The organism is Anaerosporobacter sp. (genome assembly GCF_965301125.1).
Map to the genome: position 1 here is coordinate 1 of NZ_CBDLAM010000016.1, position 14,269 is coordinate 14,269.

Consider the following 14,269-nt stretch of genomic DNA (forward strand, 5'->3'; position numbering starts at 1 on the left):
ATTCATATTATTATCTACTAATACACGGAATTCCTCATAGGTTTCGGCATGAAAATTCTCATCATTATGTATCACTTGATTCAAATATAATGCTGTATTCATTGGTAATAAAACAGCATTACTATCTTTTAAGTCTTTATAAGATACATTCATATGATCAAGCAAATTAGCTGCTCTCTCCATATTCATAGAATCTAAATTAATAAAATCTCCATTCTTAAGACGATAATATTTCTTCTTCAGGCGATAGGAATGGAATAAATCCTTTAACTCATCGGTAGGTATATCTTCAAATTCTAGTTGCATCTCTAACAAATCAGAGTCTGATTTAACTTTTAAACTCGTATTAAGATTACCCACATTTCGTATATTAATGGTTTTAAATGACTCAGAATAAAACACTTCATATTTAGAGATTAAATCGTCTATTTTATTTGTTAGGAATTCGTATGCTTCCTCTTCATTTTTAATAATAAAATAGTCGCGATTTGCTTCAAATCCCATACCACTAAGATAATCAACAACTACATCTTCATCAAGAGGTTTGCGCACAATAATTGCTTCCGAATGAGAAGCCTCATGTAGCGGATTAATCTTATAATCTCCATAGATAAACTTAACATCAGCACGAATATGGGACTTATATTTATCTAAGTATATTTCCGTACATAACGGTTCATCAATATATCGGTTCTTAATTTCTTCTGGAACTTGAATCTCCATTGTCTCGTGGATTTGTGGCAATACATGTTCTAAAAACTTAAATTTATTCGTTCCTGTAAATTGTATTGGACCTTTTTCTTTACTAATACTACTAAAGAATGGAACGAAATTTTTAATAAACTTTTGGTTTGGCTGATACATCGTATGATGATAGAATAATAATTCACCGCTTTGAGTAACAGGGATAATCCCATCTTCTGATACTTGACTCATAATTAGAGAATCATCATCTAAATCAATTTGATACTCAATTCTAGGATTTTTAGGATAGAATTTTACGTCACGATATTCATTTCCATATAGATTCAGATGGAAGCTATCTTTGTCTAATAAGGATAATAACTTTATTAGCAGATTCTTGGTTAATAGCATTTGGGATTTTGAAAATACATTTGCGGTATTCGCACGGCCTAATAACTCTTGTACCTCATATACTTCTACTAGAAATTCCATAACTCTTTGTGAGGTTTCATGGAATTTACTTTCACCTTGTACAAAACGAAATTCCTTTCCCAGTACAATGTCCTCTTTATTATAATAATCAGTTATGAATTTCTTCAAACTCTGAACTTTATAGAATCGATTATTCCCTACTTGTATAGATAGATACGCTTTACCTGTTTCTGCTTTCATTATAGCAGGTATATAGATACAAACCTTAATACGGAACGTTTCTCCTGGTAAATTAATTTCATCTTGACGACTGAAATAGTCTATTATTTTAAGCACTTTTTTTTCATCAGCAGAAATATCATCTTTAGATTTCGCTCGATTTTCATAATCAGCTATGAAAAGTAAGGTAGCTATAACATGTTTGCAAGCTCCATCATATTTAAAACTTGCTGGACAATTACAGGTATAAGTAAAAGAATCTTCTTTATCTTGTGTCACCGTAACGATATAATCGGACTGTCCTTTCACAAATGCACGGTATTGCTTATTGGCTTGTGACCAGGTAATATTCTTAACAGCGTTATTTTGATAATAACGAATACCTCTGGCATAGGTCTGGTCGTCAGCAGCGATATTTCGTATAGCTGCTTTCGTTATTTTTAACATACCGTTACTCCTTTCTAAAATCATTACATGCGTGGATGTCCACGCGGTATCCTATTATTATACCACATTTTATACGTTTCTGTTCTCTCTAATAGCAATTTTATATTGAAAAATCTAACAAATTATCTACTATTATATTTTATATTTTATAAACATTTAATAAAATTAGCAAAATTTTAACATTATACTTGAATTTGGAGATTATGAGGAATAAAATTTTACATGTAGTTACCATTTCAAAATTCAATGGTATTATCTATATTGATTGGAACGGTAACCTAAATTTATTACAAAGGAGAAAACTAGATGGACAAGTTTAAACCAAAACTCCTTTCTGTTACAAAACACTATAGCACAAAACAATTCGTAAAAGACATGACCGCTGGTATCATAGTGGCTATCATTGCTTTACCACTCTCTATCGCTTTTGCATTAGGTTGTGGTGTTTCTGCAGAAAAAGGAATCTACTCAGCAATTATTTCAAGTATCGTCGTTGCACTATTAGGTGGCAGTCGTGTGCAGATTACTGGTCCTACAGGTGCTTTCATTATTATAACGCAATCTATAATTAGTAAATATGGGTTAGAAGGACTAATGATGGCAACCATTCTTGCAGGAGTTATGCTCATCCTTATGGGCGTGTTTCGGTTAGGAAAATTAATTAAGTTCATTCCATCACCAATTACCATAGGATTTACAGGAGGAATCGCAGTTACAATTTTTACATTAGAGTTTAAAGATTTCCTAGGACTTTCTTTTGACAAGATGCCAACAAACTTCTTTGGCAAATGGCATGCTTATCTTACAAACCTATCCAAAGTGAATTATCAAAGCATTCTACTTGGCACACTTTGTATCCTTATCCTTGTGCTGTGGCCAAAAGTCAATAAAGTGATACCAAATTCACTTATCGCTATTATTATAGGGACTAGTATCGCTTATTTTGGTAATCTTGATGTTAAGACACTTGGTGAAATTCCAAAGACACTTTCATTTCCAAAATTACCAAACCTATCTCTTGATGATATCTTTGATTTAATACAACCCGCATTCACAATTGCAATCCTCGTTGCTATGCAAGCATTATTATCCGCAGTTGTAACCGATGGTTTAATACATAGTAAACACCGTTCTAGTATGGAACTAATTTCACAAGGTACTGCTAACATCATTCTTGGACTCTTTGGCTGCATTCCTGCTACAGGAGGTGTAGCAAGATCAATAGCTAATGCTAAGAATGGCGGACGAACACCTATCTCTGCTATCTTTCATGGTCTTACATTATTCTTATTCTTAATGATTGGAATGCCATTAATTAAACATGTACCCTTATGTGTATTATCCGCAATTTTGATTGTAGTATCCTATAACATGTTCAATTTAAAAGCTTTCTTATCCTACGCCAAGGCACCAAAAAGTGATATCGCTGTATTAATTTCTTCTTGTGTACTTACATTTGCATTCGATTTAGTACTAGCTATTGAAGTGGGCATGGTATTAGCATGCGGCCTATTCATGAAACGTATGGCCGATGTTACTAAGGTGAAAAATTGGAAATACATAGAAGAATACGATGATTTTGATGAAGATAATGATATAGATAGCTTACAACTAAAAGAAGTACCTTCCCATACGTTAGTATTTGAATTAAATGGACCATTATTCTTTGGTGCTGCTGACAAACTTCTCTATATTCAAAATGAAATAAAAAAGGATACCAAAGTCGTTATTCTTAGAATGCGCAGTGTTCCAGCTGTTGATGTAACTGCATTAAATACTTTAAATAAAATTCAAGCTTCTTTTGAAAAGAAAGGTATCACATTAATTCTTTCGCATGTACTAGACCAACCGTTATCAGTTATGAAAAAATCCGGCTTTACTAGTACAATTGGTTCCAAAAATATATGTTCTAACATAGACCTAGCGCTAGTTCATGCAAAAAAAATTGTTTGCGAAACTTAATCCGTACATAACAAAAGAGTACTCTGTCGAAATAATACAAGATTCATTGTATCATTCTAACAGAGTACTTATTATTACATTCCTAATAAGGAATATAACTCTTTTAATCTCGCTATCTCATAGTTGGCTTGAATGGACGTGTTATTCTTAACTTTGTCTTGATTAATAAGGCAAGTATCAATTCCACTATTTATTCCACCTAATATATCGGAAGTTAACGTGTCCCCAATTATTAAGATTTCCTCTCTTCTTATTGGTTTGATATGATCAATCACATAATCAAAGAACTCTTTTCTTGGTTTAGCAAATCCAATCTCATCAGATATGAATACTCTTTTAAAGAAAGGATTTAATCCAGAAATATCCAATCTAGTTTGTTGGGTTTTCGTAACACCATTTGTAATGATATGAAGATCGTAATCCTTTGATAGAGTTTGGCATACTTCATATGCATCTTCTATCAAATCTGCATATTGTCCTAAACGTTCTTGATATTGTACCTCAGCCTGTTCATATTCTCTTGTTATATGGATTTCTTCAAAAAGCCCCTTAAATCGATTCAATAAGATATACTCTTTCGTCAACTCTCCACGTTCAAAGAGACTCCATAACTTAGATTCAATTGCAGAAAATCGAGCTAATACCTCTTTACTATAAGTAATCCCATTTTCTGTGAGGATTTCTTTTAGTGCTCGTTCTTTTGATTTTTCGAAATCTAGTAACGTACCATCTACATCAAATAATAACGTTGAATATTGCACCATCTACACCAATTCCCCGATATAATAAAAACCTTTACACTCGTCAAGACGAACATCAACAATCTTACCTATTAACTCTTCTCCGCCTTTAAAATGTACTAATAAACTATTACTTAAACGTCCAGTTACAAGACTTGAATCTTGTTCATTAATTTGCTCAACTAAAGCACTTTGTACCGTATTCACATGTTGCTTCGTTAATTCAGAAGAAATTGTTTGTACTTCTTTTAACAAACGATTGAAACGTTCTTTTACAACTGCTTCATCTACTTGTTCTTCCATGTTCGCTGCAGGTGTTCCTGTTCTCTTTGAATAGATGAATGTATAAGCACTGTCGTATTTTACTTTACGAACCACATCAAGTGTTTCTTCGAAATCTTCTTCTGTTTCACCTGGGAAACCAACAATAATATCTGTTGTTAATGAAATTCCAGGCATTGCAGTTTTAATACGATCAACTAAATCTAGATATTGTTCCTTTGTATAATGACGATTCATAATCTTTAAGATTCTTGAGCTACCAGCTTGTACAGGTAAATGAAGATGATTACAAATTTTCTTTGAATTTTTCATTACTTCAATTAACTCATCTGATAAATCCTTTGGATGAGATGTCATAAAACGAATTCTTTCAAGTCCATCAATTTTCTCAATTTCTTGTAATAACTCTGCAAATGACATTGGACATTCTAGTGTTTTACCATAAGAGTTAACATTCTGTCCAAGTAACATGATTTCTACAACACCATCTGCAACAAGTTCTTTGATTTCCTTAATGATATCTTCTGGATTACGGCTTCTCTCTCGTCCACGAACATAAGGAACGATACAATAACTACAGAAATTGTTACAACCAAACATAATATTAACGCCTGCTTTAAAACGATATTTTCTTTCACTTGGTAGATCTTCTACGATTTCTTTGGCATCTTTCCAGATATCAATGATCATTCCATCATTTTCTAGTCTTGCTTGTATTAATTCTGCTAATTTGAATATATTGTGTGTACCGAAAATAATATCTACATAACGGTAACTCTTCTTGATTTTATCAACTACTGTTTGCTCTTGCATCATACAACCACAAAGAGCAATTATCATATGTGGGTTTTTCTTCTTTAATTTACCAAGGTAACCCAAACGACCATAAACCTTTAGATTCGCATTCTCACGAACCGTACATGTATTATAGATTACAAAATCCGCTTCTTCAGTTTCTACCATCTGGTAACCAATATTCTCTAAAATACCAGTAATTTTTTCAGCATCTCTAGCATTCATCTGACAGCCAAAGTTCTGCACACAAGCTGTTAATGGTCTTCCTAGCTCTTCTTTCTTTTGATCATACCATTTCTTTAGATTTTCAATGTAATGATACTGACGTTGTGTTTCAGAAGAAAACTCTTCAATATTTTGACTTTTTGTATTTTCTAAATTCATAACGTTCTCTCTTTCTATACTTATCCATATCTATATCCAAGAATATCTTGGCAAACATATAATCACGCATCGGTTTAATTATATAGAATTTGCGTGATAAGTTTTTTCAGTCCATCGTATACTATACCTTATTTCTATGAAATTGTCTAGTATGATTAAGATTAAGGTATCAATAGTTTTCTTGTACTTATGTATCTAGGTAGTCATGTTCGATCCTTTTCTATCTTAATATCAACACCATCGGTTGTCATAACAATGGTTCCATCTTTATCCGTTCGATATAATAGGATATGTTGTTCGTTAAGTACCTCTAAGGTTTCCTTCTCAGGTAATGAAGTTCCATCTCCCTCTTCACAAGTGATTACTGCCACTGCCGGATTTACTGCATCTAGGAATTCCTCGCTTGAGCTTCTCTTACTTCCATGGTGTCCAACTTTAATAACATCAGCATGTAAATCATATCCCTTTTCTAACATTTCATTTTCAGATACTTCCATTGCATCTCCCATAAATAAGAATCTCTTCTCTCCATATTGCATCATAAGAACTATGGAACTCTCATTATCAGTTCCTGCAGCAATTGCTTCGTCACCAGGAGCTAACACGGTAAATTTAACATTTCCAACATAGAATACAGTCTTAACCTGTGGAATAAACCTTGTTACCTTCAACTCTATCGCTGTTTCAATCATTGATTGATATGGCTTCGAATTTTTCCCTCTCGATGACATCAGTAAGACATCTGTTGGAAAATTCTTCAGAATGTCACTCATTCCCCCTACATGATCTTTATCACAATGCGTAGCAACAGCATAATCAAGTTTAGTTACATCTTGTTTTTTAAGATACTTAATAATATCCTTTGCCTTGTCAATTGTTCCTGAATCTATTAGAACTGCCTTGTCGTCAATCTTAATCAAAATGCTGTCTGCCTTACCTATATTAAGAAAATGTACGGATACTAGCTTATTATCATCTAAATCACCCTTTACATCAAAACCGCTCTTTGACTGCGTCTTCTCATGATTCAATCCGCTTCCTTTTATACCTATAATTAAGCAAATACTACACAACAAAATAATTATCATAGCTATTACAAGTTTTCTTTTTTGCTTACGGCAGCAGGATAAATCATTCATGTAAACTTAGGCCTCCTATAGATGATCAAGAATATGTTCAATATATAACTTAACTAAATTAATGTCTGTACATTGATATAGCATTCTGGCACCTACTACATCTTCAATTTCATTAAAAATCAATTCGCCCTTATCACCAATTATAAAATCAATTCCTACCATGTTAGGTTTCACCAGATCAATTATCATATGAACCATTTCTCTTTCCTCTTTGTTTAGTTCATATACGCTAACTTCTCCACCTAATGAAAAGTTAGATTTAAAACCTTCCTTTGCTTTTCTAAGAATAGCAGCAATAATCGTATTACCAATTACATATACACGAAGATCCTTATTCTCACACCCAACGAATGGTTGTATTACTGTATCCTGATAACAGGTATTATTAACAACTTCATCTACTTGTGAGATATCACTCGGATCAATCAGATAAACTTGTTGTCCTCCATGACCATCTACAGTCTTAACCACTGTTTGCCCATTTCTCTTCGTCAGTTTATCTCTTAGTTCACCGTGTTTACAAAATGTAGTATCCACAATATCAATTCCTAAAGAAGCAACTGTTTGATAGGTACTAGCTTTATCGTTACATATCCTTGCAACGTTTGAGTTATTAAATACAGCAACTTTCATACATTCCAGTTGCTTTGAAAGAAGAGGGTATATCACTCTACAAATAGCAAATCTAGGCAATTTCACGGGCTCACCTTGGTATTCAAGATACCATTCATTGTTTCGAACACCAAAATCTAAATCTTCTACAATTATTAATTCAAACGTTATGTCGAATTTCTTTCCTTCTTCTTGATACATTGTTATATAATGCTTGTTGTACTCAGCTTCTTTTCGCCCATATAAAATCCAACCTATCATTGTACTTCTCCTTTCATTTACGTTGAGAACGCAAAACTCTATATACTCCTTCTTAGCTTCTTAGATGAAGCAAATTTAGGTAACTAAGAGTTGTTTTACTAGATATGAAAATTCAAGCAAGTCGCCTAAATAAATATTCCTTAGTATTAATATCATCGTAGTCAATTTCCTTCTTTTTCACATATATACTTAACTATATCTTCAGCAACATTTACTCCCGTACAATCATAGATGTTTTTAAAATGCGCATTGGAATTAACTTCACATACAATTGGTTCTTCGTTTTCATCAAATAGAAGATCTACTCCAGCAAAATCAAGTCCTATCGCCTTGACACAATCTACCGCTAATTTGACTTGCTGCTTTGTTGGTTCATACTGCTTCATTTTACCGCCATTAGATATGTTCGCTCGAAAATCACCTGTATCTGAATAACGATACATTGTAGCAACAACCTCATTACCAACCACATTTAATCGAATATCACGTGCAAAACTTGATTTAACATATTCTTGAACAAGAAATGGTTTCGCTCCAATATTCTCTATACAATTCGTTAATTCAATATCATTATGAACAAGATATACTTGTTGTCCGAAAGATCCAAAACATTCTTTCACTACAATTGGATACGATAATTGACTTTTCATATATTCTACAAATTTATAATTAGTAAAACCGATGTTTGGATATGTCATAGGTGCAAGTATTGTCCTTGGCATCTTAATATTCTTTTCATTTAATGCTATGTGAGTCATGGCTTTATTATCACATATTTCTATTGCTCTAGACGAGTTGTATACTTTAAGTGAAAGACTTTCAAGAAAACTTGCTAGACGAATATCTTTATCCCAGAACAAAACAAATTCTGGCTTCTCCATTGAAATCAGATTTTGAATAACATGATTACCATTAATATCTACTAATAAATCCGCATTTGTCTTAACTAGTAATTCTATATCATATTTTTTTGCAGCTTTCACTAACCACATATTTAATTCTGAATATTTATTTGTATTCAAGAACTCATTCGTCACTAACCATGCTTTTTTCATTATATGCCTCCATTCTAGCAGCTTAGTTCGTCAATCCACTTAAAGTCGTTATAATATCTATGGTGGTACCAACAGGTAATTTATGTTGGTACCACCATAGATATTCGAGTTTTCAACTATATATAAACATTGTTATAGCATTTATTATTAGACATATTCATCTACATATTGTTCAAATTCTTCTTCAGACATAAGAACTTTTCTTGGTTTCGTTCCTTCTTCAGGTCCAACAACACCAGCTTCATATAACTGATCCATAATACGTGCAGCTCGATTAAATCCAATCTTATATACACGTTGTAACATACCAATAGATGCTTTATCTTTTTCAATAATAAACTTACCAGCTTCTACAAAGTAATCATCGCGATCATTTGCTGGAGCCGCCGACCCTTCTGATGAAGGGATACTTGTTATCTTACTGGTTATCTCTTCATTATATGAAGGCTTGCTTCTTTGTGATGACAAGAATTCCACTACTTCACTAACTTCCTTATCTGAAACAAAAGCCCCCTGAATACGTACAGGTTTTGGATAACCAGAAGGGAAAAATAACATATCACCTTTACCTAATAATTTCTCTGCACCTGATCCATCAATAATTGTTCTAGAGTCAATTGCAGATGATACAGAGAACGCAATACGAGAAGGTACATTCGCTTTAATAAGGCCAGTAATAACGTTAACGGATGGTCTTTGAGTTGCAATAATAAGATGAATACCAGCCGCACGTGCCATCTGAGCTAGACGGCAAATCGCATCTTCTACTTCTCCAGGAGCTACCATCATAAGGTCTGCAAGCTCGTCTACAATAATAACAATCTGAGGCATCTTCTGGAATTTCTCATCCTCATAATCTTGCACTTTTTCTACCTTTGCATTATAACCTTTGATATCTCTAACTCCAAGTTCAGCAAAACGATTATACCTGTCAGTCATCTCCATAACAGCCCAATTAAGAGCAGCTGAAGCTTTCTTAGGATCTGTCACTACAGGGATTAACAGATGAGGTATTCCATTATATACACTTAACTCTACAACCTTAGGATCGACCATGATTAACTTAACATCATCTGGATGAGCTTTATATAGAATACTCATAATTAACGTATTAATACAAACCGATTTACCAGAACCTGTTGCACCAGCAATAAGAAGGTGGGGCATCTTGGCAATATCAGTAACAACGACTTGCCCACCGATATCTTTGCCAACTGCGAACGCAAGATTACTACCGTGTTCTTTGAACTCCTTACCCTCAATAAGTTCACGGAACATAACTGCAGAGTTCTCCTTATTAGGTACTTCAATACCCACAGCAGCCTTTCCAGGTATTGGCGCCTCAATACGAATATCAGCAGCAGCTAGATTTAACTTAATATCATCAGCTAGATTCGTTATCTTGCTTACCTTTACCCCTTGTTCTGGCTGTAATTCATAACGAGTAACTGCTGGACCACAACTTACATTTGTAATTGTTACTCCTACTCCGAAGCTTTGTAATGTCTGTTGTAATTTCATAGCAGTTTCTTTTAACTCACTATCAGATGCACCTTTTGAAGTTTTATTAGGTCTAGATAACAATTCTAGTGGTGGAAACTCATATACAAAAGGTTCTTCAACACTTTCAATAGAAGATTCTACAGCTGTAGTTTCGATAGAATCTTTCTTTTCTACGTTTTCTTTATGAGCCACATTGCTATTGTTATATTCTTTACTTTTATATTCTTTACTTGGTTCAGGAGCATGTGACTCTTCTTGAATATATGACTCTTTTTGAATATGTGACTCTTTTTGAGTATGCGGCTCTTTTTGAGTATGCGGCTCTTCTTGAGTATATGATTTAGAAAATACCTCTTCCACTTCCTCATTCTCAAGAGCTTTTATATCCACACGGAAATTGTCAAATTCGTCTTCCATTTGATTACTAAATGTAGTACTTGCTTCAGCCATTTCTAACGCATCGCTAGTTCTCTTCATACTTGGCTCTTCCTCTTGACGTCTCTCAATAGGCTGATGATTATCAATTGAATCGCCTTTATCATACGACACTTCGCTCTCTTCTACAGGTGTCGTATATTGTATCTTTTCTTTGTCTACATTTGTAGAATTTCCATCAAAACTCTCATTCATTATCTGTTTTGCAAGTTTTTTAATATCATACTCTTTGCTTTGACTAAACTTACGTTTCATCTCTTCTTTATAGATTGGAGTATCATTATATTTAGAAGACTGATCACCTCTGTATATTGGAATGGAATCAAAATCAAATGGCTTTACTTCTTCAAGAGGAGCTGTAGATGTTGTATCATCTGTTAACCCTGCTTGTAATGGTACCTCTTGATTACTTATAGTAGTTTCTTGATTCTGATTTGAAGCTTCAGTTTTCTGACCTACACCAGGGAATGTAAATGTCTTTGCTTTCTTCTTACGGTCACCTTTTACACTCTTTCTTGTATCTAGCGGAATATCTTGATTTGCTTGTCTTGCTTTATTCGCTGAATTACGTTTAGGTTCATTATAAACCTCTTCTTCCTCATAATCATCATATTCTTCAACGTAGTACACTTCTTTGCGAGCTTTCTTTACCTCTTCTCTTCTTGCTTTCATTTCTTGAAACTTAACAGCACTTTTTTTACCTAAGCTAGCAAACAAGAGCTTTTCAGTTATAAACATAATTAATAAAGTCATAATTGCAAGTAAAATTACAAGTGTACCAGCAAAACCGAATAATGGATACATAATAGAATAAATTATACCACCTATAAGCCCGCCACCATTTTTATCCGCTGCAGAGCCCGTATAATAATCTAATAACTTCCATTCTGAACTATAATCTACACTAACTAATTGGATAAAAGCAGCTAGCATACAAAATAAGCAAATACTACTAACAAGCTTAATCGTTGCTGTATAATTTCCTTTATTGGATATATTGAATGCGACTCCAAAAAACAATAGATATGGTAATATATATGCTAGTAATCCAAACATACCAAAAGTAAATTTATTGATAAACGAACCAACGCTACCACTTAAATTAAAATTGCTAAGTACTAAAATTACGGCTACTACAAGAGTAATTATTATTGTAATCTCATCTATATAGCGACTTAAGCCCTCCTGCTTATTCCTTTGATGGCCACTATTCTTTCCTGTATTCCCCTTTTTTCGTCCAGATGCTCCACTTCTGTTAGTGGCTGGTTTTCTACCTGGCGTTTTCTTCTTAGACGAAGTAGGCTTTTTTTGAGTTGCCGCCATTCATAATTCCTCCCTTAAGCTACAAAATTCCATATAACTGCTATACTACCTACTACAAAACAATAGTACGCAAATCCTTTATATTTTTTCCTACGCACAACAACTAACATAGTCTTAATGCAAATATATCCTACAATAGTTGCTATTAATGTACCAATTACATATCCTACTACTTCAGTAGAATCAACTGCAACCGTACTAATATCTTTCATTTGTAAAATAACTGCACCCAATATTGCTGGTATAGACATAATAAATGAATATTTTACAGCGAAATTCTTATCTAGTCCGCAAGATAAGCATGCCGTAATTGTAGTTCCAGAACGTGACAAACCAGGAAGTGTTGCTAACCCTTGTGCTAATCCAATAATTCCTGCATCTGCATATGTAACATCCTTAGCGCGTTTCTTTCCTGGAACTGTTCGGTCCGAAATTAATAATAATACACCAGTTAACAATAAACATAATCCGGGTATTATTAATGTCTCACTTGTAACTTCCACAACATTTTGTAATAAGATTCCAAGTATTCCTGTTGGTATGGTTGATACAACTACAAGCATAACAAATTTACGATAAGCAGTTTTTATCACTTTATTATATTCTCGTTTTTCCTTGGAAAATAAGTTATGTACCAAACGTCCAATATTTACAAAAAGATCCCCTATAATACCAAAGCCTTCTATTAACAACTGCTTAATATCTTTCCAAAAGGCTACAAACATTGCAATTAATGTACCAAAATGTAACATAACATTAAATAGCAAGCCTGTATCATTAATATGTAAGATATATTTCATAATCGCCAAATGTCCAGAACTACTTATTGGTAAAAACTCTGCCACACCCTGGACAATTCCCATTATGATTGCCTGCAATATTGTCATGGTTACTCCTCCCACTTTACTTTTTCAAAATGCATAAAAAATTGATTCTATGCATGATAAGACGTTACATTTCTTAACTTACATTAGAACCAATCTAATTATACCTTTTATATTTGTGATAAGCAATAGTAAATCTGTATTTTTCGAACATAGTGTTCTGTTATCTAAGTTATTATGCCTTGCTACCTTGTTTTTCTTCTATCATATCATACAATTTCTCAATCGCATCATGTATTCCACCTATAGCATCGACAATCCCTTCTTCTACTGCTTGTCCTCCAACTAAGATTGTACCAAGATCCTTTGATAACATTGTTGTATTAAACATTAACATCTCTAATCTCTCTTTTTTTGCATTGCTATGATCTGCTATAAATCCAACAATACGATCTTGCATGATTTTAAAATAGTCATATGTCTGTCTAGAGCCGATTACTGTTCCACTCATTCGAACCGGATGAATAATTACAGTACCAGTCGGTACTATGAATGAATAATCCGTAGCTACCGCAAGAGGAACACCGATAGAATGGCTATCGCCTAAAATTAATGAAACTGTTGGCTTACTTAATGAAGCAATCATCTCCGCTATGGCAAGTCCTGATTCTACAGCACCTCCTATGGTATTAACTAGAATTAATACCCCTTCAATATCTTCACTATCTTCAAGAACAGCAAGCTGCGGAAGAATGTGTTCATACTTTGTGGTTTTGGTTTGTTGTGGCAAACATTCATGCCCTTCTATCTCACCAATGATCGTCAAGAGATGCAATTTGTGATCTCGTCTATTCTTATCAAGTGTTACTTGACCAAATTCTTGTAACTTTTCGTTCTCAAGTTTTTCTTTTTCTTTAGCAACTTTCTCGTCAACTATTGATTTTCCTTGATAACTATCATTAGAATTCTTTGATTTATTTACTGCATTGCTATTTTCAGTACTATAAACAACATCAATATCACATAAATTCTTTGTTTGCATATTAACTTTACCTCACTTTTTTCTTAGTATGTGAGATTTTAGTTTATCCTATTCTTGATTATTAACTGATTCACCTTTATCAAATTTGATTGTTAATATTCGGTGTCAAATTCCCAAACTAAATTTACAA

At 33.5% G+C, this 14,269-nt stretch carries 10 protein-coding genes; 1 reads left to right on the plus strand and 9 read right to left on the minus strand.

Going from position 1 to position 14,269, the window contains the following annotated elements:
* Positions 1-1,782: SNF2 helicase associated domain-containing protein (locus tag ACW2QF_RS03025; RefSeq protein WP_455714518.1), on the minus strand; the 1,782-nt coding region annotated here is incomplete at its 3' end.
* Between the two features lie 306 nt (positions 1,783-2,088).
* On the opposite strand from ACW2QF_RS03025, the gene ACW2QF_RS03030 reads away from it, so the two are divergent.
* Positions 2,089-3,744 carry a SulP family inorganic anion transporter gene (locus tag ACW2QF_RS03030; RefSeq protein ID WP_455714519.1) on the plus strand — a complete coding sequence of 552 codons (1,656 nt, stop codon included), beginning with the start codon at positions 2,089-2,091 and terminating at the stop codon, positions 3,742-3,744.
* 74 nt (positions 3,745-3,818) lie between these two features.
* Here the strand turns inward: ACW2QF_RS03030 and ACW2QF_RS03035 are convergent, their stop codons facing one another.
* From ACW2QF_RS03035 to ACW2QF_RS03070, 8 genes are all read right to left on the minus strand, one after another.
* Positions 3,819-4,508 carry a YjjG family noncanonical pyrimidine nucleotidase gene (locus tag ACW2QF_RS03035; protein WP_455714520.1) on the minus strand — a complete coding sequence of 230 codons (690 nt, stop codon included), beginning with the start codon at positions 4,506-4,508 and terminating at the stop codon, positions 3,819-3,821.
* Complete coding sequence (miaB, locus tag ACW2QF_RS03040) at positions 4,509-5,945, minus strand: tRNA (N6-isopentenyl adenosine(37)-C2)-methylthiotransferase MiaB (protein WP_455714521.1); 1,437 nt, start codon at positions 5,943-5,945, stop codon at positions 4,509-4,511.
* A gap of 203 nt (positions 5,946-6,148) precedes the next feature.
* Positions 6,149-7,084, minus strand: coding sequence for a ComEC/Rec2 family competence protein (locus ACW2QF_RS03045; RefSeq protein WP_455714522.1), 936 nt, complete (start codon positions 7,082-7,084; stop codon positions 6,149-6,151).
* A gap of 15 nt (positions 7,085-7,099) precedes the next feature.
* Complete coding sequence (locus tag ACW2QF_RS03050; RefSeq protein WP_455714523.1) at positions 7,100-7,957, minus strand: ATP-grasp domain-containing protein; 858 nt, start codon at positions 7,955-7,957, stop codon at positions 7,100-7,102.
* A 161-nt stretch (positions 7,958-8,118) separates the two neighbouring features.
* Positions 8,119-9,012 carry an ATP-grasp domain-containing protein gene (locus ACW2QF_RS03055; RefSeq protein ID WP_455714524.1) on the minus strand — a complete coding sequence of 298 codons (894 nt, stop codon included), beginning with the start codon at positions 9,010-9,012 and terminating at the stop codon, positions 8,119-8,121.
* A 147-nt stretch (positions 9,013-9,159) separates the two neighbouring features.
* Complete coding sequence (locus ACW2QF_RS03060) at positions 9,160-12,273, minus strand: DNA translocase FtsK 4TM domain-containing protein (protein ID WP_455714525.1); 3,114 nt, start codon at positions 12,271-12,273, stop codon at positions 9,160-9,162.
* Between the two features lie 14 nt (positions 12,274-12,287).
* Positions 12,288-13,160: an undecaprenyl-diphosphate phosphatase gene (locus ACW2QF_RS03065; protein ID WP_455714526.1), complete on the minus strand. Its 873-nt coding sequence runs from the start codon at positions 13,158-13,160 to the stop codon at positions 12,288-12,290.
* A gap of 172 nt (positions 13,161-13,332) precedes the next feature.
* Positions 13,333-14,139, minus strand: coding sequence for a ClpP family protease (locus ACW2QF_RS03070; RefSeq protein WP_455714527.1), 807 nt, complete (start codon positions 14,137-14,139; stop codon positions 13,333-13,335).
* Between the last annotated feature and the right edge of the window lie 130 nt (positions 14,140-14,269).

What these genes read in the sequence shown, in the direction of transcription:
- ACW2QF_RS03050 (WP_455714523.1), bottom strand. Translation starts at nt 7,957, where the DNA reads ATGATAGGTTGGATTTTATATGGGCGAAAAGAAGCTGAGTACAACAAG.
- ACW2QF_RS03030 (WP_455714519.1), top strand. Translation starts at nt 2,089, where the DNA reads ATGGACAAGTTTAAACCAAAACTCCTTTCTGTTACAAAACACTATAGC.
- ACW2QF_RS03035 (WP_455714520.1), bottom strand. Translation starts at nt 4,508, where the DNA reads ATGGTGCAATATTCAACGTTATTATTTGATGTAGATGGTACGTTACTA.
- miaB (WP_455714521.1), bottom strand. Translation starts at nt 5,945, where the DNA reads ATGAATTTAGAAAATACAAAAAGTCAAAATATTGAAGAGTTTTCTTCT.
- ACW2QF_RS03045 (WP_455714522.1), bottom strand. Translation starts at nt 7,084, where the DNA reads ATGAATGATTTATCCTGCTGCCGTAAGCAAAAAAGAAAACTTGTAATA.
- ACW2QF_RS03060 (WP_455714525.1), bottom strand. Translation starts at nt 12,273, where the DNA reads ATGGCGGCAACTCAAAAAAAGCCTACTTCGTCTAAGAAGAAAACGCCA.
- ACW2QF_RS03070 (WP_455714527.1), bottom strand. Translation starts at nt 14,139, where the DNA reads ATGCAAACAAAGAATTTATGTGATATTGATGTTGTTTATAGTACTGAA.
- ACW2QF_RS03065 (WP_455714526.1), bottom strand. Translation starts at nt 13,160, where the DNA reads ATGACAATATTGCAGGCAATCATAATGGGAATTGTCCAGGGTGTGGCA.
- ACW2QF_RS03055 (WP_455714524.1), bottom strand. Translation starts at nt 9,012, where the DNA reads ATGAAAAAAGCATGGTTAGTGACGAATGAGTTCTTGAATACAAATAAA.